The following is a 25,920-nucleotide window of genomic DNA, read 5'->3' on the forward strand; positions in this document are numbered from 1 at the left end:
ACCCGCTCATTCTCCTCAGTGGCAATCGCCACAAGGGAATGATCATCCCCTTTCTGAATTATGTGCATACTGCGGATATTAACCCCCGCATCTTTGAGTTTGCCGGAAACCTCCGCAAGCGAACCCGGTTTGTTCTCAAGGCGCACAACCAGCGCATCCTCAGAAACCGCCTTGAAACCGGCATTGTTCAATATCTTTAACGCCTTGTCATAATTGTCGGTCGTCAAAATCACCGCGCCGTGCTCCTTTGAACCGCTGGTGTCAAGCCGCTCAATGTTTATGCCGTTCCCGGACAGAATGCCGCTTATGTCCGCAATTACGCCTATCCTGTTGCCGCTTACCACCACTATCTGCTTCATTTTGACCCTCCCTTTTCCGGTTGCTTCAAATCGCCGGAAATCTCCCTTGCCGCCTCCGCCAGTTTCTCACGGCTCAAATGAGGCAGGGTGACAATGTGCGATATGTCATCCTTTGAAGCAAGTTGCCACTTGAACACAGTTTTTTCAGACGGGCGCGGAAACACAACTATCGGTGAATTTTCATTTCTCCACGCCGCCACGCCGTTTTGCTTGAACTCCTTTATCAGAAAATCCGCGCTCTCTATTGACCCCCGGACAAGTTTTTTCAATCCCCCGTCCCCGTAGCGCCGGACGGCATACCACAGCGCAAGCGGCGCAAAGGCGTTTCTTGAGCCGGTGATTGTGGTGTCAAGCGCGCCCACATATTCAATGTTGCGGGCTATAGTGTTTACCTTGTCCCTTTTTGCCAGAACAATGCCGCACGGAAACGGGCTGCCTATCATTTTGTGCCCGCTTACCGCCACGCTGTCCGCTCCGGCGGGAAAACCGAAAGGCGGCGGGTCTTCCACAAACGGCAGAATCATTCCGTGCAGCGCGGCGTCACAATGGATGTATGAGTTTGTTATCGCAAATTCGGAAAGAATAAGCCGTATCTTCCCGATGTCATCCACCGCTCCGGTCATGGTAGTGCCGATGTTTGCCATTATAATCGCCGGGCGGTCTCTGTGAATGCGCACCGTCTCCCGCAGGTCTTCATAGTCAATTTCCCCGTTTTCACCCGCCCTTATCATTATGTGCCGCATGTCCAGAAGACGCATTATCTTGGAGACGCTGTAATGCGTTTCCTCGGAAAAGTAAACCAGCGTCTCGCGCCCCATCAACTCTCTGGCGATATACAGGCCGTACATGTTTCCCTCTGTTCCCCCGCCCGTTATGTAGCCCCACCAGTTGTTTTCGGGGGCTTTTGTCATTTTTGCGAAAAAACGCACCATCTCGCGTTCTATTTCATGCGTGTTGACCCTGAAATTTGTGCCGCCAAAGGGGTCGCCCACATTGTTGATGGGAAACTCCAGAAAGCGGTGGAGTTCCGAATAATCAAACGCCATGTTGCACGGATAGCCCGCGTGCGTGCTTCGCGCATCGGCCAGACCGCCGTAGAGGGCGTCCAGCCGCTTTTTGTCTTTTGCGCCAAGCGGTTTCGGATAGATGTCCGCGCCTGATTTTTTGGTTTTACCCACGGTTTTTAATATATCGGATTTCGCCGCAGGGCGGGGAGGGGCTCACTTGAAAAGCCCGGAAAGGTCTTCTATCACATAGTCCGGCTTGTATTTGAACTTTTTCAGGTCTTTGCGCGATGATATTCCCGTGAGCGTGAGGACTGTCCCGACTCCCGCGCGGCGGCCCCCCCTTATGTCGGTTTTCATGCTGTCTCCGATGACGGCGGTTCTTTCGGGCGGCGAGCCGAGGATTTTCAGGCAAATCCTGAAGATGTCCGGATGCGGCTTTCCCGTTATGACGGGCTTTTTGCCCGCCACCTTCTCCACTGCGGCGGCAAGCGCCCCCGTTGCGGGCTTGAAGTCGCCGTCTCCGGACGGATAAACAAAGTTTGAGTTGGTGGCTATGAAAACAGCCCCGTTTCTCACCGCCCGCCCCGCAGTGTCTATGTCCGCATAGCCAAAGCCCCCGTGCCCGCCTATCACAACCGCATCACACCCCGCCGCCGCCTCTTTGTGATTGACAATCCGGACTCCGGTTTTGCGGACTTCCGAAAGCAGCGCCACGCTTCCCGACACAAAAACCCTCGCGTCTCCGCAGTTTTTGAACCTGCGCCTTATGTGGAACGCCGTTGAGGTTGCCGATGTGATTATCTCGCCCGGACGGGCGGCGATTCCCATTTTCTCAAGGTGTTTTGCCCACCCCGCCGCCGACCGCCGCGCGTTGTTGGTCACAAAAAGCAGCGGCTTTCCGGTCTTTCTCAGTTTTTTCAGCGCCGCCGCCGCGCGGGCGACCGGCTTTTCCCCGGACACCGCCGTTCCGTCAATGTCCGCAAGGAACGCGTCAAATCTGTCAACAATTCTCATGCGCGCCGCAGGACGGGGGGTCAGACATCCCCCCACATGGCGCGGGCAAGGCGGGCGCGCGCGTCGGGGTCCGCAGAGGAGGGAACAAGCGCTATCTTTTTTCCGCCGTCATCCTGAAACATCTCAACGCCCATAAACTTCAAAATGTCCGATGACGCCTCCCTGTAGCCCTCGTAAAACTTTTCATCCTCTCCCGAAGCCCTGACCGTCTGCATGTCCAGAAACAGCGCCACCGCCGCAAACTCCCGCGCAACGGCGGGGTCTATCTCAAGAGTGTATTCCGCCAGAGGCCCGTTCAGCATGAATTTTTTCCACCTGTCAACCGCCTTTTTGAAACGCTCCTCGGTCATTTGCTCTCCTCCTCCCCGCCGACCTGTCTGGATGACGCCTTCCCGCCGGTCAGTATTTCGCTTGCCGAGACCACATTCTCCCTTCCCGCCCTCTTTGCCGCGCTGACCGCGCCGGGCAGGGACGCCCCCGGTTTCATTGCGGCGAGTTTAAGAAGCATCGGCAGGTTCACGCCGGTAATAACCTCCACCCTTCCGGGCTCAAGGAAGGTCAGGCTCACATTTGAAGGCGTTCCGCCAAACATGTCCGTGAGAATCACCGTGCCGCCCTCCGCTTCGCTCAAATGCGTTTTGATTTTCCCCGCAAGCGCGTCAAAGCCGCCTTCGGGGGAGAACGAGACGCCCTTTATAACAATCGCGGACTTCTCGCCAAGCACGAACTCAACGGTTTTGATGAGTTCAAAAGCCAGTTCCCCGTGGGTTACGACCAGTATCTGTTTCATTTCAGATTTTGCCAATGTCTCTGTGGACAACCCTCACCTCCCTTGCGGGACGGCCCTTCAGCCGCTCCGCGAGCGCGTCGGCAACCGCCACCGACCTGTGCCTGCCGCCCGTGCACCCTATGGCGACATTGATGTGAAGTTTGTCCTTCCCTCCGTAAGCGCCGATTACAAAATCAATTATGTCCGCCGTTTTGTCAAGAAAACGCGCCGCCCCGCCGCCGGAGAAAACAAAATCCCTTATCTCCCGCCGCGTGCCGTCCAGGGGTTTGAGTTCCGGGGTGAAGTTGGGGTTGGGAAGCATCCGCACGTCAAACACCATGTCCGCGTCCTGCGGGTTGCCGTGCTTGAATCCGAAGGATGTGAGATTGACCTTTATGCCGCCGCCCGCGGGCGAAAGCGCGGACAGGCGCTCTCTGAGGTCGTGCGGAGTGAAACCGCTTGTGTCAATAACCGTGTCCGCCGCCGCCCGGAGGTCGGACAGCAGGGCGCGCTCCTTTTCAATCCCCACGGCAATGTCTCCGTCCCGCGAAAGCGGGTGGTTTCTGCGCGTCTCGCCGTAGCGCCGGGCGAGGGCGCGGTCGGACGAGTCAAGGAAGATGGTCTCAACCCGCGCCCCGCCTTTGAGTTCGTCCGTAACCGCCGCGACCTTCTCAAGCGGGTTTCCGCCCGGAGTTCTTGAGTCCACAACCACGGCGAACGGCCCCTTGTGCTCGCTCACGAAAGCCCCGATGAGGTTTGCCGGCATGTTGTCCGCGCAGGTGAAGCCGAGGTCTTCAAACAGGCTGCGCGCGGTGCTTTTGCCCGCCCCGGACATGCCGGTGATTATCAGCAGCAGTTTCATTTTCCGCGCCGCTTGCCGCCCTTTGCCGTAGGCACAGTTTCGGGAAGGCGGTCAAGCGCGTTTATTCCGCCGGTTTTCAGTATGTGGTTTCTCACGGCGACCTCGGCAAGGGTGGAGATGTTTCTGCCCGGGCGCACGGGGATGCTTACAAACGGCAGGTCAACATCAAGGATTTTCACGGTCTCGCTCTCAAATCCCAGCCGGTCGTATTCCGCCTTGTCGTCCCACGGCTCAACCTCTATTACTATGTCAATCGGGTGGCTTTCCATGACCGATGTTCTGCCGAACAGGTCGGCTATGTTGACGATGCCGATTCCGCGTATCTCCATCATGTGCCAGACGGTTTCGGGAGCCGAGCCTATCAGGTGGCCTCCCACTCTTTTGACTTCCACCACATCGTCCGAGATGAACTTCCACCCGCGCGCCACAAGTTCAAGGGCGCACTCGCTTTTGCCCACGCCGCTTTTGCCCGTTATCAGCGTTCCCGTTCCGTGAACCACCACAAAGGTGGCGTGGCTGTTTGCGCGCGGCGCAAGACGCCACTCAAGCAGCTCCCCCAGTTTTGACATCAGGGCTTCAAGGGGAATTTCGCTCCTGAAGACCGCGACAGACCGTTTGTTCATCATGGACTTGAAACGCGCGTTTATCCTTATGCCGTCCGACACGACAAAGCACGGAACTTTCTGCCCGGCAAACTCCCCCGCCAGTTCCTCGCGCTCCCCGGGCGACATTTTTTCAATGTATGCGCATTCGGTTTCCCCGAGCACATACACGTGTCCGGGGTCAAGTTTCATGGGTTTTTCGGTCATTCTGAGGCCGGGCTTGCGCACGGCGGCGCTGGTTATCAGGGTGTCAAAACCCGTTTTCCCCGGCTCTCTGTCAAGCCGCAGCGCCGAGAACCATTTCTCTTTGAACTCGCCTACGCTGACGTTTTTATTCTCAGCCATCTTCCCCGACAAGCGCCTCAAAAATGTCCTTTGCCGAGGCGGCGTTTTTCAGGCGTTCGCGCATCCCGCCGTCTTTAAGAACCGAGGTTACCCCGGCGAGAAGGTTGATATACAGGTCGGCGCGCGAGTCCGCCGCTATGATTATCAGAAACAGGTGGGTCGGCTCTCCGTCAAGCGAGCCGAAATCCACTCCCTTTGCGCTTCTGGCAAACACCGCCAGAGGCTCGGACAGCCCGTGCATCCGCAGGTGCGGAACGGCAACCCCGTGGTCAAGCGCGGTGCTGCAAACCTCTTCGCGCTCAACCAGCATTTTGTAAAGCGTGTCTGCGCCGAGGGGGGGAGAGAGCTCCGAAACCGCCTCGGAGATTTCCCTCAGAACCTCGTTTTTTGTAGTTCCCTCAAGCGACTCTATAATGGCGTCTCTTGTGAGTATGTCGGAGATTTTCATGGTCTCAGGGGACGATGAGGACAACTTTGCCGTCCCGCCTGTAAACAACGTTTAGTTCCTGGGTCTCGCTGTTGACAAACGCGACAAAGCCGCCGTCTGAGACCTCCGTTTGAAGCGCCGCCTCTTCGGGCGACATCGGTTTGGCGGCGACCCTCTCAATTTTCACTGCGGGGGGGTTTTCTCTTTTGCCGGTCTCTTGCGGCGCGTGCGGCGCGGATTTTTTGCGGCGGGACGACACTCTTTTGTCTCCCTTGCGCCTGAGCTGCTTGACCACGGCGTCCATCACATTGTCTATGGATGAGTTCATATCGTCCGAGGTTACGCTTGCGGTTGCGGAGAGCCGCACGCCCGCCACTATGACCTCCGCCGTGTGCCTGAGTTTTTCCGATGACAGAACAGCCCGTACGGACGCCTCCTCGCCGCGCTTGTAAAGGTATCTTTCCACTCTCGGCAGTTTTGAGAGCATGTATTCCTTCACCTTGGCGGCGACCCGCCTGTCCGTAATGTGCCTTGTTGTTATTTTGATGTTCATTATGCCTCCGGGAACGCCCACGGCCTTGTTTGCGCGGCGTTCTTTTCATAACGGTCTATTGCTTGCGCCTCGGCGAGCGTCTGGGATATGTCGTCAAGCCCCTCAAGCAGGGTTTGTTTCCTGAACGGGTCCAGTTCAAAGCCGAGCCGGACGCCGTCTCCCGTTATGGTTTGTTTTTCCAAATCCACTTCCAGAGTGAATCCGGGATTTTTTCTGACTTTTTCAAACAGGTCCTCCACCGCCTCCGGGGCGAGCCGGACGGGAAGTATGGAGTTTTTGAAACAGTTATTGTAAAAGATGTCCGCAAAAGAGGGGGCTATGATGACCCTGAAGCCGAACTCCCTTATTGACCACGGCGCGTGCTCGCGCGAACTGCCGCTTCCGAAATTCTCCCTTGAGAGCAGAATGCCCGCGCCCTTGTAGCGCTCGGCGTTCATTTCAAATTCGGGGTTCGGGGTCTTGCCGTTGTCAAGAAACCTCCAGTCGTAGAACAGAAACTCGCCAAAGCCGGTTCTCTCAATCCTTTTGAGAAACTGCTTGGGAATGATCTGGTCGGTGTCAACGTTTGCCCGGTCAAGCGGGGCAACCAATGCGCTGATTTTTGTGAACTTCTCCAACTTTTTCAGTCTCCCCACTCGCGCACGTCCACAAAGCGCCCCTCAATCGCCGCCGCCGCCGCCATAACGGGGCTCGCGAGATGAGTGCGTCCGCCCTTGCCCTGACGCCCCTCAAAGTTTCTGTTGGACGTGCTTGCGCACCTCTCTCCGGGGGCGAGAATATCGGGATTCATTCCGAGGCACATGCTACATCCGGACTCGCGCCACTCAAAGCCCGCCTCTTTCAGTATTTTGTCTATCTCCATTTCCTCCGCCTGTTTCTTGACGCTCTGAGAGCCCGGCACCACCATGGCGCGCACGCCTTCCGCCACTTTTTTGCCTTTAACAAGGCGCGCCACGGCGGCAAGGTCTTCTATGCGCGAGTTTGTGCATGAACCGACAAAAACCCTGTCTATTTTGATGTCTTTGATGGGCGTTCCGGGTTTGAGACCCATATACTCAAGCGCCCTCCGCACGGTGTCGCGCTGCTCGCCGGTTTGCTCGCTGTCAGGGTCGGGAACGCATGAGTTTATGTCCGCCACCATTCCGGGGTTTGTTCCCCATGTTACCTGAGGGGCAATCTCCGCCGCATCCATCACGAGGGTCTTGTCAAACGCCGCGTCCTCATCCGACACGCAGTCTTTCCAATCCTCAAGCGCCTTGTCAAGCATTTCGCCCGAAGGCGCATACCGCCTGCCCCGCGCATACTCAAAAGTCTTTTCGTCCGCGGCTATCATTCCCGCCTTCGCGCCCGCCTCTATGGACATGTTGCACACGGTCATCCTCTCTTCCATTGAGAGGTCCCGGACGGCTTCGCCCGCGTATTCAACCGCAAATCCGGTCGCCCCGGCGGTTCCTATGCGGCCTATGACGGCGAGGATGATGTCCTTTGCCGTAACGCCCGTTCCCTTTTTGCCGTCAACCCTGATTTGAAAAGTCCGGGGGCGGGTCTGCCTGAGGCACTGGGTCGCAAGCACATGCTCAACCTCGCTTGTTCCGATTCCGAACGCCAGAGACCCGAACGCCCCGTGTGTGGAGGTGTGGCTGTCGCCGCAGACAATCGTCATTCCCGGCTTTGTGAGGCCGAGTTCGGGTCCTATGACGTGAACAATGCCCTGAAGGTCTTCAATCCCCGCGGCGGGCGCGATGTCAAAAAGGGAGACGCCGAATTTCTGGCAGTTTTCCCTGAGCGCCTCAATCTGCCGCGCGCTGATCTCATCGTCTATGGGCGCGCCCCTCGGCGTTGTGGGCACGTTGTGGTCCATTGTGGCGAAAGTCAGGTCGGGGCGGCGCACCTTCCTGCCTTCAATTGAGAGGCCCTCAAACGCCTGAGGCGAAGTTACCTCGTGAACCAGATGAAGGTCTATGTAGAGAATGTCGGGCTTTCCCTCTCCGCCCTCGCTCACGAGGTGGCGGTCCCATATTTTTTCAAGAAGTGTTTTTCCGGCCATCAGGAGTTTTCGTCTTCTTTAAGAAATGCGGGAGTTTTGTAGGAGACATGCTGTTCCATTTTTGCCTCAACCCTTGCAAGCCGTTCGCCGAATTCCTCATTTCTTTCCCCGATTCGTTTCAGGACTTCATCTATTTTTCCGTCTATTACTTGAATTCTGCGCGCGTTGTCTTCAATTCCGCGCGCGTTGCTTGCAACCTTTTCTTCAATATTTCCGAATCTTCCTTCAATACTGCCGACTTTTTCTTCAACACTGCTGACTTTTCCCTCAACACTGCTGACTTTTTCTTCAATACCGCTGACTTTTCCCTCAATACTGCTGACCTTTCCTTCAATACCGCCGACTCTTCCTTCAATATTTCCGACCTTTCCTTCAATACTGATGATCTTCCCTTCCATGCCGCTGACTTTTTCCTCAATACCGCCGACTTTCTCTTTGAGAGAATCAAACTCCGGAACAACCATGTCTTTCAGCAGTTCCCGCATGTCTTTTACAAAACTCACTTTTTTCTCCGCAACCCCAATCCTATCAGAAGTTTTCGTTACCGGCAAACACCGCCCGCTTGCCGAGTTCCTCCTCAATTCTGAGCAGGCGGTTGTATTTTGCGGTTCTTTCCCCCCTGCACGGCGCGCCGGTTTTTATGCGTCCGCAGCCCGCGGAAACCGCTATGTCCGCGATGGCGGCGTCCCCGGTCTCGCCGGAGCGGTGCGACACCATGCGCGAGTATCCCGCCTCCTTCGCGCAAGCCATGGCGTCAAACGTTTCCGACAGAGTTCCTATCTGGTTTACCTTGATAAGGATTGAATTCCCCGCGCCGGTTTTTATGCCCTTCTCAAGACGCCGCCTGCTGGTGACGAACAGGTCATCCCCCACAATTTGAACCTTCCCCCCGATGCGGGACGTAACCTCGCGCCAGCCCTCCCAGTCGTTTTCGTCCATGGGGTCTTCAATGGACACTACGGGCCAGTTGTTCACCCATTTTTCATACATCTTTCCAAGGGCGGCGGATGAAAGCCGCGCCCGTCCGACCCTGTATTTGCCGCCGTCAAAAAACTCGCTCGCCGCCGCGTCCATTGCGAGAGACACCTGCGTTCCGGTTTTGTAGCCCGCCTTTTCCGCCGCTTCGGCCATAAACTCCATCGCCTGCTCGTTTGAGCGCAGGTTCGGGGCGAAGCCCCCCTCGTCTCCGACCGCCGTGGCAAGCCCCTTTGATTTCAGGAGCGATTTCAAACTGTGAAACACCTCAACCCCCGCCCGCAGCGCCTCCGAAAATGTTTTGAATCCGTGCGGAACAAGCATGAACTCCTGAATGTCCAGATTGTTGTCCGCGTGCGCGCCGCCGTTGATGATGTTCATAAACGGGACGGGCAGGCGCGGTTTGCCGCCGCTCATGCCTGAGAGGTGGCGGTAAAACGGCGCTTTTTCCGATGCCGCCGCCGCCCGCGCCGCCGCCAGAGAGACCCCTAAAATTGCGTTTGCGCCCATGCGCGACTTGGTTTTTGTTCCGTCCGCGCGAATCATCGCGCCGTCAACATCGGCTTGCCGCCGGGCGTCAATCCCCCTCACCGCCCGCGCGAGAATGCCGTTGACATTGCCCACCGCCTTAAGGACGCCCCTGCCGCCGTATCTGCTCTTTCTTGCCGAGTCTCTGAGTTCCCGCGCCTCGTATTTTCCGGTTGACGCCCCCGAAGGGACCGCCGCCCTGCCGAAAGAGCCGTCCGAACAGAGAACATCCACCTCAACGGTGGGATTTCCGCGCGAATCAAGAATCTCTCTCGCCTTTACGGTTTTAATTTTTGCCATTGCGGGTCTCCTCCTGAAATTGCGGATTATATCCTATTGCCCGCCCGGCGCGCGCCACCTCCGCAATGACGGGGTTTGCGACAAGCAGCCCCTTTTCCGTAATTCTGACGGTTTCCCCCTCCCGTTCTATCAGCCCTCCGCTCCGCAGGCGCTCAAGGGCGGCGGCGTCCGTCCGGACGCCGAATTTCTTCTCCGCAAGCGCAAGGTTCATTCCACCGGCGAGGCGAAGCCCCATCATCACATTGTCCGAAAAGCCGGTTTCAGGGTCAAGGATTTCCGTCCGCGCCCGCCGCCTGTGCCGCGCCGCCTCCATGTATTGCTCCGGATTTCGCGGGTTTGCCCACCTGACTCCAAAAGGGGCGTCCGCCGTTGTCATGTGAGAGTGCGCCCCCGCGCCGAGGCCTATGTAGTCTCCCGAAAGCCAGTAATTGATGTTGTGCAGGCAGCGGGTCTGCGGAGTGGAAAAACTTGAGATTTCGTAACGTTCAAACCCTCGCGACTGTAACACGCCCGCCGCAAGTGAAGCCATTTCCGCCGCCTCGTCATCGGACGGCAGGGTTATCCCCCCGCTTTTCCGCAGCGAGTAAAAGCGCGTGCCCCTTTCAACTTCAAGCCCGTAAACCGAAAAGTGGTTTGCTCCGGTGTCCGCCGCCAGCCGTATGTCGCGTTCAAACCGCTCCGGTGTTTCCTCCGGGGCTGCGGCGATAATGTCAACGCTTATGTTCTCAAATCCCGCCGCCTGCGCCGCGGCGACCGCTTCAAAACACCGCCCCGCCCCGTGGTCTCTGCCGAGGATTTTCAGTTTTTCCGGAAGAAAGGACTGCGCCCCTATGCTTATGCGGTTTATGCCCGCTGTGCGGAGGGATTCCAGTTTTTCCCGCCCGCATGAGAGCGGGTGCGCCTCAAGCGAGATTTCGGTTTCGTCCGCCGTTTTCCAGTGTTTTGACGCATATTTTAGAATGCGGCGGACGGCATTGCCCGACATAAGGGAAGGCGTTCCTCCGCCGATAAAGATGGTTGTGACCTTGTAGTCGCCCCCCGCGGCTTGCGCGACCGCCTCCGCCTCGCGGGCTATGCAGTCCGCGTAGGCGGTTTCGTCAAAGGTTGAACTTTCCCACGCATTGAGGTTGCAGAAGGGGCATTTGACGGCGCAGTAGGGGAAGTGGATGTAGACGGAGAGGGGTTTGGGGGCGGGCATGCGGGGGAGTTTAACACAGGGGGCGGGGGGAGACACCGGCAACCCGCCGCGCTCTTGTGCTATAATTAACCCGCCTTTAAACCGCCGCCGGAGGAATATGACCGCTCCTTTTCCAAACCCCATATTTGCCGCTTTCAAGCGGGCGCTTCTCCCGCCGCTTCTGGTTGCCGCGCTCGCTCTGCTTGCCGCGCCGCCCGCCGGGGGGCGGACGCTTTCGCTTGAAGAGGCGGAGGGCATGGCGGTTAACGCCAGCCTTGAGGTGCGGCTTGCCGGAACGGAGGTCAGGATGAGCGAGGGGCGGCGGCGGGAGGCGTCCTCGCGCTACTATCCCAACATCCGGGCGCGGATTATCCCCAATGTCCGGAAGGGGTTTGAACTGGATTTTCTGGAAAGGGAATCCGGCTTCTTTGCCGACCAGATTCTCTGGGATTTCGGACGCACAAGAAACCGCGTCAAAGCGCGGCGCGGCCTTGTCAAGGCGGCGAAGATGTCAAAAGAGGACGCCGAAAGAGACGCCGTCCGCCGGGCTCGCAAGGCGTTTTTTCTGGTCATTCTGGAAGAGGCGCGCCTCTCTTATGCGGAAAAAAGCCACGGCCTCTCCGGGATGAGACTTGAAAGAAGCAGGATTCTTGAAAGAAACGGGCGCATATCAAACCTTGAACTCGCCGAGCAGGAGTCCGAGGAAAGGAGCACGCTGTTTGAAAAACGGAGAGCGGAAAACGCCGTTGAAGCCGCCCGCTTTGAACTCTTTCAACTTCTCGGTCTGGAGGGCGAAAACAACATCACGCTTGAATCTCCGGAGGATTTGGAGTTTGAAGCCCGCCCCGCCGGTGAGATAGTCGCCTCCGCCCTCAAAGGCAACGCCCGCCTGCGGGGTTTGACGGAGCGGCTGAAGAGCGATGAGGCAAACGTCCGCGCCGCGCGCGCCGAATACCTGCCCGTGATTTACGGAAGGGTCGCCTACAGGTTTGAGGGGGAGGGCGCGGATGAGGAATCAAGAAGTTTTATTGCGGGCGCGGGCGCGACCGTGCCGATCTTTGAAGGGTTTTCCCGTCCGGCAAAGGTGGAGCGGATGCGAGCCGCTCAAAAGAACACGGAGATAAAGATCGCCCTTGAGCGGCAGCATCTTGAGAGAGACATCAGGCGGCTGCTGCTTGAGATCACCCACGCCGATGCGAACATAATGCTCAGCAGGCAGGTTCTGGGCACGGCGCAGGAGAAGTTGATACTCGCCCGCGAGAAGGAAAAACTGGGCGCGGGCTCAATACTGGACCTGAAATTTGCCGAAAAAGAATATGCAAAATTTTACCTCAAATATGAGGAATCGGTGTATAATAGAAGGGTGTTGCTTGTGGATTTGATGTTTCTTGTCGGCGGTCTTCCGCCCGGAGAGACGGAGAAAGGGGGTGAAAATTGAAACTGTTTGACAATACATTTGCCATGTTTGGCGCGATGAGCGGTCGGCTTCGCCTCGCCGTTCTTGCCGTTCTTGCCTTATCTCTGTGGGTCGGCATGTCTCTGCGGGAGGGCTCCACGCAATACGTTATCAGGACGGTTTCGGTGGGCAGTGTTGTTTCCACCATAACCTCGGTCGGAACTCTCAAGCATTTTGAGGAGATTGAAATACACAGTTCAATCCCCGGCACGGTTACCGAGGTGCTCAAAGACAGGAGCGAGCAGGTTGCCAAAGATGACGTTCTCGTCCGTCTTGACGCCACCGCGCTGAAATCGCGCTACGAAAAGGCGCGGGCGGAGTTTGAAACCGCCGAGGCGGACTTCAAATACCAATCGGAACTTTACGAAAAACGCCTCACCTCCGCCAATGACTACAACAAAGCGCGCATTGCCACCGAACAGACGCGGGCGGAGTTTGCCGAAGCCGAAAGAATGCTCAAGGCGACCGAGATAAAGTCTCCCATTGAGGGGACGGTCATCCACCGCTCGGTTGAGGTGGGGCGCTCCGTTGACAACACGGGCGGGATGCTTATGAAGGTGGCGGGAAGCCCCGACCGTATGAGGCTTCTTATCCGCGTCAGCGAGGCGGACATAGGGCGCATTGCCGAAGGGCAGATGGTTCTGTTCACCGTTCCGGCTTTCAGAAACCAGACATTCACCGGAGAGATACTCTCCGTTCCCGGCGCCCCGCTTGATGACAAGGGCGCGGTCGCCTACGAGGTTATGGCGTCCGTTGAAAACAAAGACCACACGCTTAAATCCGGCATGACGGCGGATGTGACGGTAAGAATAGCGCGGGTTGACGATGTTGTCCGCGTTCCCACCTCCGCGCTCCGGTTTCTGCCTTCGGACGGCTCGGCGCACGCTTCGGGTTCCGCCGTCTGGGTAAGGGCGGTTACGGGCGAGTTAAGGCGCATTCCCGTTGCTGTGGGAGAGAGCAATGAGATATATGCGGAGATCACGGCCGGGGAGATAACCGAGGGCGACAAGGTGGTTGTCGGCGTTGTTTCGGCGGGGGCCGGAGAGGAAGACAGCGGAGGCATGTCTCTGCCGCAGCCAAAACGTTTTTAATCCGCGCTTTCCGCATGCCGTCCCCGAAACCGGTAATAGCCCTTTCGGAAATTGAAAAGTCATACCTTTCTGGCGATGAGCCCGTGCGGGTTTTGCGCGGCGTTTCTCTGGACATCTTTGCGGGCGACCTTATAGGCATTGTCGGCTCTTCGGGTTCGGGCAAAAGTACCCTGATGAACATACTGGGCCTTCTGGACATTCAGGACAGCGGTGGCTACCGGTTTGAGGGGCGGGAGGTTTTGTCTCTTTCCGCCGGTCAGTTGTCCGAGATCAGGCGGGAGCGCATAGGGTTTGTATTTCAGAGTTTCAACCTGCTTTCGCGCTCAACCGCGCAGGAAAATGTGGAACTTCCCCTGATGTACGGGGGCGTTTCCCCGGCAAAGAGGCGGCGGCGCGCCCTTGAGATGCTCGCCTCGGTCGGGCTGTCCGACAGGAGCGCCCATATGCCGTCCCAGCTTTCCGGCGGGCAGCAGCAGAGGGTCGCCATAGCGCGGGCTCTGTGCGCGGACCCGGCGGTGATTCTCGCGGACGAGCCCACCGGAAACCTTGACAGCAAAAACACCCTTGAGATTATGGACCTTCTGGGGCGGGTCAACGAGGAGGGAACAACGGTTGTGATGATCACCCACGAAAAGGATGTTGCGGACTCCTGCCGGAGGGTTGTCGCGATGAGGGACGGGAAGATAGTGTGAAGACCCCTTCCATATTTATAGACAAAAAAGGCAGATGGTTTCAGGACGGCGTTCCCATAACCCACAGATGGACCTATCTTGAGAACAACCGCAATTTGCGCAAATCCGCGGGCGGCGGCTTTGAGGTTGCCGAGGGCGGGGTCGTCATTCCGGTTGAGGTTGAGGACACGCCCTTTGTGATAGTGTCCGCAGAGTTGACCGGCGAGGGCATAAAAGTCGGCATAAACGATGAGACCAGCGAACTGCTGACCGAGGGCAGCATCTTGAGCGTTGGCACGGACAATGTTCCCTACGCCCTGATAAAAGGCGGCGAGTTCAGGGCGCGTTTTCTGAGCCCCGCATACTACGCCATAGCGGACGCCGCCGCGCCGCAAAGCGGCGGCGGGTTCGTGGTTGAGTTTGCGGGCAGGAGATACAGTTTCCCGCCCCGGTAGGGACGCGGTTTTTGCGGGCGGAACATTTGAGTATAAAATCAGGTCTCCCTTGAAAGTAGGAATCATAGGAACGGGGTATGTGGGTCTGGTTACGGGCGCGTGTTTTGCCAACAGCGGCAACACCGTTATATGCGCCGACATAGACCGGGGCAAGATAGAATCCCTGCGCGGCGGCGTTGTGCCTTTCCACGAGCCCAACCTGACGGAACTTGTGAGGAAAAACACCTCAGACGGGCGGCTTTTGTTCACCGACAGCCCGGAGGACGCCATTGTGTCTTCCGACATCATCTTTATAGCGGTGGGGACACCGCAGACGGAAAACGGCTCGCCGGACTTGAGCCATGTCTTTGCCGTGGCGGAGCAGACGGGCGGCCTGTGCCGGGGCGATGACTACAAACTGATAGTAACAAAGAGCACCGTTCCCCCCGGAACAACCGGAAGGGTGAGGGAGATAATGGCCGGTTGCGGAGCGCGTGATTTTGATGTGGCGTCCAATCCCGAATTTCTCAAGGAGGGCTCGGCGGTTGCCGACTTTTTGAGTCCCGACAGGGTGGTCATCGGGACGGACAGCCCCCGCGCGGAGGCAATGCTGCGGTCGCTTTATTCCCCGTACATGAGGCGCGGGGAGCGGCTGATATCCATATCCATACGCTCATCCGAGGTTTCCAAATACGCCTCAAACGCCATGCTTGCGACGCGCATATCCTTTATGAACGAGATGGCGGGCTTTTGCGAAAAGATGGGGGCGAGCATATCGGAGGTGCGCTCCGTTATGGCGGCTGACGAAAGAATAGGAGACAAGTTTCTTTATCCCGGAGTGGGCTACGGCGGCTCGTGCCTGCCCAAGGATGTGAGGGCTGTCATTGACACCGCTGGGGGTTTCGGCGTTGATATGAAGGTCTGCTCCGCCACGGACGCGGTCAACATGTCTCAGCGCGGGGTTTTTCTCGGCAAGATAAGGAGCGCCTTTCCGGACGGGCTTGCCGGGGTTACTTTCGCCTTCTGGGGCGTTTCGTTCAAGCCCAACACCGATGACATAAGAGAGTCTCCCGCGATCTACATAATGGAGGAGTTAATGAGCGAAGGCGCAAATGTTCGCGCCCATGACCCAGTGGCGTTTGACGGCGCGGCGGCGGATTCCATACCTCCGGCAATAGTGAGGGTGAAAACCCCCTATGAGGCGTGCGAGGGCGCGGACGCGCTGTTTGTGAGCACGGAGTGGAGTCAATACAGGCAGCCGGATTTTGAAAGGGTTCGCGCGGTCATGAAGAGCCCCGTTATATTTGACGGCAGGAATATCTATCCGCGCGGGGAGATGGAGAAGATGGGGTTTCGCTACTTCTGCGCCGGAGAGCCTTTGTAGGCGGCTATAGGTTATATTACGGGCGATATGGATGTTGTTGTAACTGGTTGCGCGGGTTTTATCGGGGCGCGTGTGTGCGGAATGCTTCTTGACCGGGGCGACAGGGTTGCCGGAATGGATGACATGAACGGCCTCTCCTACGACCCTGCGCTTAAAGAGAAGCGTCTTGAGGAGCTCCGGAATCGCGAAGGATTTCTGTTCCGCAAGGCGGACATCTCGGACGCGGCGCGGACGGAGGAATTTTTCAGCGGTCTGGAGGGGTCTTTCTCTCCCTCGGCGGTTATAAACCTCGCCGCTCATGCGGGCGTGAGACTTAGCGCCGAGATGCCTCTTGAGTTTTACAGAACAAATGTGCTTGGCACTATCAACCTGCTTGAGGTGTGCCGGGTCGGCGGGATAAAGAAGTTTGTTTTCATATCGTCTTCAAGCGTTTACGGGGAAAGCGGAGACGGGTCGTCCGCCGAGGACAGCCCAACGGACAAGCCGCTTTCACCCTATGCCGCGTCCAAATTCGCCGGGGAGGGCATATGCCACTCATACCACAAGATCTTCGGGACGGACGTAACCGCGCTCAGGTATTTCACCGTTTACGGCCCCGCCGGAAGGCCGGATATGAGCATATTCCGGTTTGTGCGTGCCGTGGCGGAGGGGGAGGAGATAGTGGTTTTCGGAGACGGGACGCAGAGCCGGGACTTTACTTTTGTTGATGACGCCGCCCGCGCCACAGTGCTTTCCCTGAAGGAGACGGGTTTTGAGGCGATAAACATAGCGGGCGGCGCGTCCGCCCGTCTCAAAGACGTTATCGCCCTGATAGAGGGCGGGCTTGGAAAGAAGGCAATTATCAGAAATGAGCCGATGCACCCCGCCGACCCGCTTGACACAAAGGCGAACATATCAAAGGCGGAAAAGGTTCTGGGCTGGAAGCCGCAGGTGGGCATTGAAGAGGGCATAAAATCCTGCGTTGACTGGTATGTTGAAAACAGAGAGTGGGCAAGCCGGGTCAAGATACCGGAGGTGTAATTCAAATGGCTAAATCCCTTGTAATAGTTGAGTCGCCCGCGAAGGCGAAGACGATAAGGCGCTACCTCGGCAGTGATTACGAGGTGGAGGCGTCCGTAGGGCATGTGGTTGACCTTTCGGACAAGACGCACGGCAGGCTGGGCGTTGACCTTGAAAACGGGTTCAAACCGGATTACGAGGTCATCAAGGGCAAAAGCAAGGTTATTGCGGCCCTCCGCAAATCGGCGAAAGGAAAAGACACCGTATATCTCGCCACAGACCCCGACAGAGAAGGCGAAGCAATCGCATGGCACATTTCGCAGCAACTGAAACTGGGCGACCGCGCCCGCCGGGTGCTTGTGCGCGAAATAACAAAAGAGGGCGTTCTTGAAACCTTCAAAGACACCGAACAGATCAATCAAGCCAAGTTTGAAGCCCAGCAGGCGCGGCGCATACTTGACAGAATAGTCGGCTACAAAGTGAGCCCGCTCCTGTGGAAAAAAATCGGGGGCAACCTCAGCGCGGGAAGAGTTCAGAGCATCGCGCTGGGTCTTGTCGTAAAAAGAGAGCGCGAAATAGAGGCGTTCAACCCCGTTGAATACTGGAAGATAGAGGCGCGTCTGCGGACGGCGGAAGGCGAGGTTTTCAGCGCCCATCTCCGCAGTTTCAAAGGTTCGGAAGACGAAATACCGGACGAAAGCAAAGCCCTTGAAATAGTGCGGGCGGTTGAGGGAGAGCGGTTTGCCGTCTCCTCCGTTGACAGCAAAAAACTGAACATGAAACCGCCCGCGCCGTTTATAACCAGCACTTTGCAGCGCGAAGCCTCAACCCGGCTGGGCTTTTCCGTGAAGAAAACAATGAATCTCGCCCAGCGCCTCTACGAGGGCATTGAGATTGGCTCGGAGGGTCCCGTGGGGCTGATAACCTACATGAGAACCGATTCCGTCCGCCTGTCGGAACGCGCCATCGCCGAGGCGCGGAGTTTTATCGCAGACAGATACGGCGCGGATTTTGTCCCCGAAAAGCCCAATGTCGCAAAAGTCGGCAAGGGCGCTCAGGACGCGCACGAGGCAATCAGGGCAACCTCAATAGAGAGAACCCCTGAGGAAATGGCAAAGTTTCTTGAAAGAGACCAGGCGCGTCTTTACGAATTAATATGGAAACGTTTCGCGGCAAGCCAGATGTCCGCCGCCGTTGACCAAAAGACAACCGCGGACATAACGGCGGGCGAGGCGGTTTTCCGCGCCGCCGGAACGGTTGAGATGTTTGCCGGATGGAGGGCGGCAAGTCCCCCGGCGAAAAGATCAGGCGACACGGAGCTGCTCCCCGCCCTCTCCGAAGGCGACAGCCTTGAATGCGAGGAAACCCTGCCCACCCAGCACTTCACAAAGCCCCCCGCCAGATACAACGAGGCGTCTCTGGTTAAAGACCTTGAGAGCAAAGGCATAGGCCGCCCGTCAACCTACGCCTCAATCATCTCCACAATACAGGACAGGGAGTATGTGGTTAAGGAAAACAAAGCCCTCAGCCCCACCCGGCTGGGCGTTGCCGTCAATGACTACCTTGTCAGGGATTTCCCTGATATTATGGATGAGAAGTTCACCGCCAGAGTGGAGGAGAGGCTGGACAAGGTTGAACAGGGCAACGAAAAATGGGACGGGATTTTGAACGACTTTTACCTTGACGAAGACTCCGGCTTGAAAAAACGGGTTGAGACGGCGGAGAATTCCGCAAACGAAGTGGAAACGACCGACATAAACTGCGACAAATGCGGCAAGTCCATGGTTGTGAAACGGCGGCGGCTCGGCGGCGAGTTTCTCTCCTGCTCTGGCTACCCGGAGTGCAAAAACGCATCCGACTTTGAAAGGGACGGAGACAAAATAACGCTCAAGCAAACCGAAGAGCCGGAGGAGACCGGCATAAACTGCGACAAGTGCGGCGAGCCGATGGTGATAAAGAAACGCCGGAGCGACGGCGCGGAGTTTCTCGCCTGTTCGGGCTACCCCAAGTGCAAAAACGCGTCCGATTTTGAAAGAGACGGCGGCAAAATCGTTCCCAAGCAGACCGAAGCGCCGGAAGAGGCGGGCATGGAGTGCGACAAGTGCGGCAAGCCCATGCTGATAAGGAAACGCAGAAAAGACGGCGCGGAGTTTCTTGCCTGTTCGGGCTATCCCAAGTGCAAGAATGCGTCCAACTTTGAGCGTCTGGAAGACGGCTCAATCAAGCGTATTGACAGGAAGAGGTCAGATTCCCGCAAGCAAGGCAAAAACGGCTGATAGGAACGTTTTTGTCAGCACACTGAAAAATCTTGAACGGGGCATCTCCAACGCCCTGAAAAACGATTCGCGTTATCTGGACAGGTTTCGCAATTTTGAAAGCAAACTGGAGCCGGTTTTCCGCAAAGTAATCTCATTCGCCCCCGAAGGCGAACTTGCGGAATTGAGGGCGGTGAGGGAGATGTTCAGGGGCTTTGACGGGCTTGGCGACACGGAAAAGGCGGGGGTTCTGTCCGCCTCCGCCGGGCGCATAAACGCCGTTTTGTCAAAGTTTAAGACGGCCTCCGCGCCCGCCCCCGCCGCCGGAAGCCCGCCCGCCCTTGACAGTCCGGTTGACCGCCTCAGGGGGGTGGGTCCCGCCTTTGCGTCTTTTCTCGCAAAAAAAAGCGTGTTCACAGTCCGGGACGCGCTTCTGTATTTCCCTTTCAGATACGAGGACAGGCGCAACATCAAGCCGGTTTTCCAAGCCGAGCCCAATGTGTGGCAGACGGTACGGGGCAGGATTGATTTCGCCGGAAGAACACGCGGCGGGCGCGGGGCGCAGTACCGCGTAACGCTCAAGGAGGGCGGCGGCTCGCTTGACCTTGTGTGGTTTCACTTTGACGACAGGTATATGAGGGGGAAATACGGGACGGGAAAACTTGTGATAGTGAGCGGGGAGGTGGGCGTTGACCCGCGCAGGGGGACTTTGCAGATACTCCACCCCGCCGCCGACCGCGTGGAGGTTCTCGGCAGGGAGGACGAGGCGGAGGGAAGCATCCACATAGACCGCATAGTTCCGGTGTATCCGCTGACCGAGGGGCTCGGACAGCGGCGGCTGAGGTCTGTTATGAAAACCGTCTCGGAGCAGACCGGACTGCTTGACGGCATAATGCCGGAAGGCTGCGCGGACGGGCTTGTTCCCCTTCCGGACGCGGTGGCGGAGATGCACTTTCCCGGCGGCGCGGAAGGCTGCCCCGATTTTTCGCGGGGCGCGTGGGAGGCGGGCGGACGGGACAGAGCCCTCCCCGCCCCGCGCACAGTGGCGTTTTTTGAGTTTCTTCTTCTGCGCCTCGCCATTGAAATGCGCAAAAACACCCGCTCCGCCGCCGGAGGCATAGAGTTCGGCTCAGACGGCGGCATGTGCGAGCGTTTCGCCCGCGCCACCCCGTTTGAACTTACCGCCTCGCAAAAAGAAGCCGTTTCCCTGATACGGGAGCGGATGGAAAGCCCCGACCGGATGAATGTGCTTCTTCAGGGCGATGTGGGAAGCGGCAAAACCGTTGTCGCGCTTCAGGCGATAATGAAGGCGCTTGATTCCGGCTATCAGGCGGCTCTTATGGCTCCCACTCAGGTTCTCGCCGAGCAGCACGCCCGCCTCATAATGCGCCATACAAAGGGGATGGGAATTAAAGTAGCCGTGCTGAAAGGCGGCGATTCGGGCGCGGATTTTGAGAGCGCGGCAAGCGGCGGGGCGGGCATAGTCGTGGGGACGCACGCCCTGATATACGACAGGGTCAAATTCAAACGGCTGGGGCTGGCGGTGGTGGACGAACAGCATAAATTCGGCGTCGCCCAGCGCGAAAAACTCACAAGCAAAGGTCTCTCCCCCGACATACTGGTAATGACGGCAACGCCCATTCCCCGCTCCCTTGCGATGACGGTTTACGGAGACCTTGAGGTTGTGTCAATCAAAGGGCTTCCGGGCGGAAGAAAGCCGGTGGAGACCTCCGTAACGGGAAAGTCTCCGCGAGACCGGCGCGGGATGCTGGACGCAATTAAAAGCGAGACGGAACAGGGCGGGCAGTGCTACTTTATATGCCCGCTGATAGACGCCGATTCCGAAGGGGACGAGGATGCGTCCGGGGTTTTTGAGGCGGCGTCCGGTTTGAGAAAAGACCTGCCCGGAGCGCGGGTTTCGGTTCTTCACGGGAGGATGCCGCCCGAAGAAAAAGACCGGGTGATGAATGAGTTTCAAAACGGCTCGGTGGATGTGCTTGTGTCCACAACGGTTGTTGAGGTGGGAGTGGACGTTCCCAACGCCGCGCTCATCGTGATAGACAACGCCGACAGGTTCGGTATTTCCCAGTTGCACCAGTTGCGCGGCAGGGTGGGGCGCGGAAGCCGGCAGTCCCGCTGCATACTTTTGAAATCTTCCGGCATCTCGGACGAAGGGGCGCGGCGGCTGGATGTGCTTGCCGAAACCCCGGACGGATTTTCCATAGCGGAAACCGACCTCCGGATGAGGGGTCCCGGCGAGTTTCTGGGAACAAAACAGTCCGGCGCGGCGAATTTCCGCTTTGCCGACCTTGTAATGGATTCTGAAGTTCTGCCTCTGGCGCACAACAGCGCAAAAGAGATGCTTAAAAACGACCCGGAATTGAAAAACAGCCCCGTTCTAAAGGAGATGGCTCTTGAAGCGGTTAACGGCTCAACCGTCAATCAGGAGTGATTGAGGGTCTTCCACCAACTCTTTCAGACGCACGAGAAACTGCACCGCCTCCCGTCCGTCAACAACTCTGTGGTCGTAACTCAGGGCGACATACATCACGGGGCGTATAACAACCTCGCCGTCAACAACAACCGGACGCTCCTTTATGGCGTGAAGCCCCAGTATTCCGACTTGCGGCGGGTTCAGTATCGGCGTGCTGAGCATAGAGCCGAACACGCCCCCGTTGGTTATGGAGAATGACCCACCCGCCAAATCCTCTATTTTCAGTTTGCCCTCTTCCGCCTTTTCGGCAAACTGCCTGACCTCTTTCTCTATCTCGGCAAAACTCTTGCCGTCCGCCTCGCGCACCACGGGAACCACAAGGCCCGTTGAAGCCCCTATGGCAACCCCTATGTCGTAGAAACGTTTATAGATGATTTCGTCTCCCTGAATCTCGGAGTTAACCTGAGGAAACGCCTTGAGCGCCCCCACCGCCGCCTTGATGAAGAAAGACGACATACCGAGCGAAACGCCGTGTTTTTCCTTGAAACTGTCCTTGCGCTTTTTGCGGAGATTGATAACCGCGCTCATGTCCACCTCGTTAAAGGTTGACAGAATCGCCGCCTCCCTCTGCGCCTCAAGCATGCGCCGCGCTATGGTTTTGCGCCGCGCCGTCATCTTCACCCTTTCCTCCCTCCGGCTCAAAGCGGAAAGAGAGGGGAATATGTCGCTTCCGGCGGCGGGGGCGGCTGGCGCGGCGGGGCTTTGCCCCCTTGCGGCGGCTTTTTCAACATCGTCTCTGGTTATGCGGCTTCCCTCCGCCGGTTTTACCTGAGACAGGTCTATGTTCTCGTTTCTGGCTACATTTCTGGCAACCGGCGTGGAGCGTGCTCCGGAATCCGTTTTCACGGGCGGCGCGGCTTCCTGCGGCTCTGCGGCGGCGGGCGGCTCTTCCTTTTTCTCTTTCGGCGTATCATCGGACTTGGCGGCGGCGGGCGCGGCGGGTTTGCCGGACTCGTCTATCTCTCCGAGAGAGTCGCCCACTTTCACCTCGTCCCCTTCGGTTTTTCCTATGCCGGAGATAACCCCGCTTGCCGTTGCGGGCACTTCAAAGTTCGCCTTTTCGGTCTCCAGTTCAACAACGGTCTCCCCCGTCCGCACGGCGTCGCCCGGCTGCTTGAGCCACTTGATTACCGTCGCTTCCAGAACGGAGTCTCCAAGGTCGGGAACAACTATTTGAGTAGCCATAATTTTCCTCCAGTCTGCGGGCTATTATACATCCCTTTCCAAAAGCACGCCGCTCTTTTCAAGGTTCGGAACATCGCCCCCGCTGAACGCCTGCTCAACAAGTATAGCCTGATTTACCTTGTGCATTGACAGAGAACCCTCCGCCGGGCTTGAATTGCGCTTTCTCGCAATCAGATGAAGGGGCAGTTTCCGCGCCCGCGCAATACGGCGCAATATCGGATTGATAAAGTCCCACGCTCCCATGTTTACCGGCTCTTCCTGAAGCCACACTATTTCCTTCGCCTTTGCGTACCTGCCCACCGCCGCCTCAATCTCTTCAACCGGCGGGTAGTAAAGCTGCTCAACCCGTATGACCGCCACCTTCGGGCTGCTCTTTCTCAAGTCAGACATTTCCATATCCACCGCCACCTTGCCGCTGCACAGTATAACCCTTTCCACCTTCTTTGCGCCCGCCGCTTTTACGGGGTCGTCTATAACGGGCATAAACCCCCCGGACGACAACTGATTGAGCGATGACGACACCAGCGGATTTCTGAGCAGCCCCTTCGGCGTCATTATCACAAGCGGCAGGGGGTCTGTTTTGAGCACCGCCGCCTGTCTTCTCATCACATGGAAAAACTGCGCCGAACTTGTGCAGTTCACCACCCTGATATTTTTCTCCGCCGCCATGTTCAGAAACCTCTCAAGCCGCCCGCTGGAATGGTCGGGACCCTGCCCCTCGTAGGCGTGAGGCAGAAGCAGAACAAGAGACGGATGCTGCCCCCACTTTGAACGCCCCGAAACCATGTATTCGTCTATGAGCGGCTGCGCCCCGTTGATGAAGTCTCCGTATTGTGCCTCCCAGATCACAAGCGTTTCGGGCTTCTGAATGCTGTAGCCGTATTCAAACCCTATGCACGCGTTTTCGGTGAGCGGGCTGTTGATGATTTCAAACCCCGCCTTTGCCTGAGGGATTTCCTGAAGCGGCGCATACTGCCGCCCCGTAACCTCATCGTGCCACACGGCGTGCCTGTGGCTGAACGTTCCCCTCTGGCAGTCCTGCCCGGTGAACCTTATCGGCACTCCGTCCGCAAGTATGGAGGCGTAGGAAAGTTCCTCTCCCATCGCCCAGTCAATTGAAAGGGCTTTGGGATTTTTGAGCGCATCGCGCCTTTTCTCGCGGGATTTCAGGATTTTGCTATTCATTGAAAACCCTTCGGGCAGGGTGAGAAGGGCGTCGTTTATCTCCCTCAGTTTTGCCGCCGGAAAAGCCGTCTTGGCGTTTGCCGCCGCTCTTTTTTCCGGCACGACTATAAGCCCCCTTTCAGAGTCTTCCGTTGCGTCCGGCAGTGATTCGTAAATTTCCGTCAGCCGCTCCATCCGCTCGTCAAACATCTCCCGCGCCCCGCTTTCCTCAACAACCCCCTCTGAGGCGCAGCGGGCGGCGAGTTTCTCGCGGACGGTCGGGTGGTTTCTCACATTTTTGTAGAGAAGCGGCTGAGTGAAAGCGGGCTCGTCTCCCTCGTTGTGCCCGTGGCGGCGGTATCCCACCAAGTCTATGAGGAAATCCTTGCGGAACTCCCGCATGTAGGCAAAGGCGATGCGGACGGCTTCAATGCACGCCTCCGGCTCGTCCGCGTTTACGTGTATGACGGGAACTTCAAAGCCCTTTACCACATCGCTTGAATAAAGCGTGCTGCGCCCGTCTGCGGGCAGGGTTGTGTAGCCCAGTTGATTGTTGGTGATGATGTGGAGCGTTCCGCCCGTGCCGTATCCGGGTATCAGAGACATGTTGAGCGTCTCGGCGTTTATTCCCTGTCCGGGGAAGGCGGCGTCTCCGTGAACAACCACGGGAATGGAATACATCGGGTCAAATTTCGGCTCGCCCGCCGAGGAGGAATCCGTTCCCGCCCCCCGCGCCATTCCCTGAATGACCGGATTGACGGACTCAAGATGGCTGGGGTTGGGCGCAAGCACTATTTCCAGCACTCCATCCGCGCCGCTTCCGCTGCCGTTCATCTGAAGCGGCTTGACCGCCCCCTCGTGGTATTTGACATCCCCCGTCCAGCCCATGTCATCCCTGAAATCTCTCTCATACACGGGGTCTTTGAACTTCAAAAGAGACTGCTCACAGGGTTTGTCCATAACATTGTGCATAACGTTCAGCCGCCCCCTGTGCGCCATTCCGAGCGTTATGTGGTAAACCCCCGCTTCGGACGCAAGAAAGGTGAACTCATTAAGCATGGGAACAAGCATGTCCACCCCTTCAATGGAGAAGCGGAACTTGCCCGGAAAAACCTTGTGCAGAAACCTCTCCAGCGCCTCAACCGCAGACAGTTGCTCCAGAACAGACCTGAGATTCACGGGCAGGGCGGGAGACCTGAACTTTCCCGATTCCACCGCGTTCATCATCCACAGCCGCTCTCCGGAGTAGTAAATGTGCTGAAAATCGTAGCCCGAAAACGAGCAGTAAACCCGCCGCAGTCTGTCTATCGCTTCGGCGGCGTTTGCGCAACCTTCGGCGGCGGGGCTTTTCACTATGGACGGGGGGAGGGATGAGATCCGCCCTTCGGTTAGCCCGTGAAACTCAAGGGAGAGAAGGCTGTCTCCGGCGGGCGGGTTTCCGAGCGGGTCTATTTTGGCGGCAAGGTGTCCGTTCAGCCGTATGGCCTGGGCGAGGTTTGTAACCGCAACCGTGCTTTCGGCGTCCTGCGCCGTCCGCCCCGCGCCGGACGGGGAGGGGGCGGGAGCGCCGTTTTCCGCCGCGCCGTTGCCGTAGGGCTTCCACGCCTCAAAAAACGCCCGCACTTCCGGCTCAACCGCCGAGGGGTCGCTTGTGTAGCGGTCGTAGAGTTCCGCTATCACGGCCGAGTTCGGTCCGTGAAAAACGTCTTCCATCTTCATGGGGTGACTTCCTTGTGTGTCACGGGAGAAATCTTCCTGTCGTCAAAAACAGTCAAGCAATACTAATACAGAATTGCTCCGGAGACAATACGCCAACCGGACA

The 25,920-nt window shown here is 57.6% G+C and carries 24 protein-coding genes; 8 read left to right on the top strand and 16 right to left on the bottom strand.

Annotated features, from left to right (window positions below; translation table 11 throughout):
• The 14 genes from OXF42_00005 to hemW form a co-directional block, all read right to left on the bottom strand.
• Positions 1-359: ACT domain-containing protein (locus OXF42_00005; GenBank protein ID MCY4046485.1), on the bottom strand; the 359-nt coding region annotated here is incomplete at its 3' end.
• Positions 356-1,537 (bottom strand): histidine decarboxylase, encoded by a 1,182-nt coding sequence (locus OXF42_00010; protein ID MCY4046486.1) that lies wholly within the window; start codon positions 1,535-1,537, stop codon positions 356-358. The genes OXF42_00005 and OXF42_00010, both read right to left, overlap by 4 nt.
• Positions 1,538-1,579: 42 nt before the next feature.
• Positions 1,580-2,380 carry an HAD-IIA family hydrolase gene (locus OXF42_00015; GenBank protein ID MCY4046487.1) on the bottom strand — a complete coding sequence of 267 codons (801 nt, stop codon included), beginning with the start codon at positions 2,378-2,380 and terminating at the stop codon, positions 1,580-1,582.
• Positions 2,381-2,400: 20 nt separating this feature from the next.
• Entirely contained in the window at positions 2,401-2,730 is a 330-nt protein-coding gene (locus tag OXF42_00020; protein MCY4046488.1) for a hypothetical protein, read from the bottom strand.
• Positions 2,727-3,185, bottom strand: a complete 459-nt coding sequence (locus tag OXF42_00025) for a hypothetical protein (protein ID MCY4046489.1) — start codon at positions 3,183-3,185, stop codon at positions 2,727-2,729. Before OXF42_00025 ends, OXF42_00020 begins: the two co-directional genes overlap by 4 nt.
• Positions 3,172-4,011 (bottom strand): RNase adapter RapZ, encoded by an 840-nt coding sequence (gene rapZ, locus OXF42_00030; protein ID MCY4046490.1) that lies wholly within the window; start codon positions 4,009-4,011, stop codon positions 3,172-3,174. The genes OXF42_00025 and rapZ overlap by 14 nt, the downstream gene beginning before the upstream one ends.
• Positions 4,008-4,958, bottom strand: coding sequence for an HPr(Ser) kinase/phosphatase (gene hprK / locus OXF42_00035; GenBank protein ID MCY4046491.1), 951 nt, complete (start codon positions 4,956-4,958; stop codon positions 4,008-4,010). Before hprK ends, rapZ begins: the two co-directional genes overlap by 4 nt.
• Positions 4,951-5,430, bottom strand: coding sequence for a PTS sugar transporter subunit IIA (locus OXF42_00040; GenBank protein MCY4046492.1), 480 nt, complete (start codon positions 5,428-5,430; stop codon positions 4,951-4,953). Before OXF42_00040 ends, hprK begins: the two co-directional genes overlap by 8 nt.
• Positions 5,411-5,938 (bottom strand): ribosome-associated translation inhibitor RaiA, encoded by a 528-nt coding sequence (gene raiA / locus OXF42_00045; protein ID MCY4046493.1) that lies wholly within the window; start codon positions 5,936-5,938, stop codon positions 5,411-5,413. Before raiA ends, OXF42_00040 begins: the two co-directional genes overlap by 20 nt.
• Positions 5,938-6,555: a 3-isopropylmalate dehydratase small subunit gene (gene leuD / locus OXF42_00050; GenBank protein ID MCY4046494.1), complete on the bottom strand. Its 618-nt coding sequence runs from the start codon at positions 6,553-6,555 to the stop codon at positions 5,938-5,940. Before leuD ends, raiA begins: the two co-directional genes overlap by 1 nt.
• A 5-nt stretch (positions 6,556-6,560) precedes the next feature.
• A complete protein-coding gene (gene leuC / locus OXF42_00055) occupies positions 6,561-7,985 on the bottom strand; it encodes a 3-isopropylmalate dehydratase large subunit (protein ID MCY4046495.1) in 1,425 nt (474 codons plus the stop codon).
• On the bottom strand, positions 7,985-8,488 hold the full coding sequence (locus tag OXF42_00060) for a hypothetical protein (GenBank protein MCY4046496.1): 504 nt from the start codon (positions 8,486-8,488) through the stop codon (positions 7,985-7,987). The genes leuC and OXF42_00060 overlap by 1 nt, the downstream gene beginning before the upstream one ends.
• 25 nt (positions 8,489-8,513) lie before the next feature.
• Complete coding sequence (eno, locus tag OXF42_00065) at positions 8,514-9,788, bottom strand: phosphopyruvate hydratase (GenBank protein ID MCY4046497.1); 1,275 nt, start codon at positions 9,786-9,788, stop codon at positions 8,514-8,516.
• Positions 9,775-10,986: a radical SAM family heme chaperone HemW gene (gene hemW, locus OXF42_00070; protein MCY4046498.1), complete on the bottom strand. Its 1,212-nt coding sequence runs from the start codon at positions 10,984-10,986 to the stop codon at positions 9,775-9,777. Before hemW ends, eno begins: the two co-directional genes overlap by 14 nt.
• A gap of 97 nt (positions 10,987-11,083) precedes the next feature.
• On the opposite strand from hemW, the gene OXF42_00075 reads away from it, so the two are divergent.
• The 8 genes from OXF42_00075 to recG are packed head-to-tail and all read left to right on the top strand — an operon-like array spanning position 11,084 to position 21,707.
• Complete coding sequence (locus tag OXF42_00075) at positions 11,084-12,403, top strand: TolC family protein (GenBank protein MCY4046499.1); 1,320 nt, start codon at positions 11,084-11,086, stop codon at positions 12,401-12,403.
• Complete coding sequence (locus OXF42_00080) at positions 12,400-13,512, top strand: efflux RND transporter periplasmic adaptor subunit (GenBank protein MCY4046500.1); 1,113 nt, start codon at positions 12,400-12,402, stop codon at positions 13,510-13,512. The genes OXF42_00075 and OXF42_00080 overlap by 4 nt, the downstream gene beginning before the upstream one ends.
• A gap of 14 nt (positions 13,513-13,526) precedes the next feature.
• Positions 13,527-14,204, top strand: coding sequence for an ABC transporter ATP-binding protein (locus OXF42_00085; protein ID MCY4046501.1), 678 nt, complete (start codon positions 13,527-13,529; stop codon positions 14,202-14,204).
• Positions 14,201-14,638: a DUF1285 domain-containing protein gene (locus OXF42_00090; protein ID MCY4046502.1), complete on the top strand. Its 438-nt coding sequence runs from the start codon at positions 14,201-14,203 to the stop codon at positions 14,636-14,638. Before OXF42_00085 ends, OXF42_00090 begins: the two co-directional genes overlap by 4 nt.
• A gap of 49 nt (positions 14,639-14,687) precedes the next feature.
• Positions 14,688-16,001 carry a UDP-glucose/GDP-mannose dehydrogenase family protein gene (locus tag OXF42_00095; GenBank protein ID MCY4046503.1) on the top strand — a complete coding sequence of 438 codons (1,314 nt, stop codon included), beginning with the start codon at positions 14,688-14,690 and terminating at the stop codon, positions 15,999-16,001.
• Positions 16,002-16,028: 27 nt separating this feature from the next.
• Positions 16,029-17,021, top strand: a complete 993-nt coding sequence (locus tag OXF42_00100) for a GDP-mannose 4,6-dehydratase (protein MCY4046504.1) — start codon at positions 16,029-16,031, stop codon at positions 17,019-17,021.
• Between the two features lie 5 nt (positions 17,022-17,026).
• Complete coding sequence (gene topA / locus OXF42_00105; protein MCY4046505.1) at positions 17,027-19,276, top strand: type I DNA topoisomerase; 2,250 nt, start codon at positions 17,027-17,029, stop codon at positions 19,274-19,276.
• Complete coding sequence (recG, locus tag OXF42_00110) at positions 19,185-21,707, top strand: ATP-dependent DNA helicase RecG (GenBank protein ID MCY4046506.1); 2,523 nt, start codon at positions 19,185-19,187, stop codon at positions 21,705-21,707. Before topA ends, recG begins: the two co-directional genes overlap by 92 nt.
• On the opposite strand, the gene odhB is transcribed toward recG, so the two are convergent.
• Together odhB and OXF42_00120 are read right to left on the bottom strand one after the other, a co-directional pair.
• Positions 21,687-22,934, bottom strand: a complete 1,248-nt coding sequence (gene odhB, locus OXF42_00115; protein MCY4046507.1) for a 2-oxoglutarate dehydrogenase complex dihydrolipoyllysine-residue succinyltransferase — start codon at positions 22,932-22,934, stop codon at positions 21,687-21,689. The two genes, recG and odhB, sit on opposite strands and share 21 nt — an antisense overlap.
• A 24-nt stretch (positions 22,935-22,958) precedes the next feature.
• Positions 22,959-25,817, bottom strand: coding sequence for a 2-oxoglutarate dehydrogenase E1 component (locus OXF42_00120; protein ID MCY4046508.1), 2,859 nt, complete (start codon positions 25,815-25,817; stop codon positions 22,959-22,961).
• Positions 25,818-25,920: the final 103 nt, after the last annotated feature.

This window comes from Candidatus Dadabacteria bacterium (assembly GCA_026708565.1).
Taxonomy (GTDB): Bacteria; Desulfobacterota_D; UBA1144; order Nemesobacterales; family Mycalebacteriaceae; genus Mycalebacterium.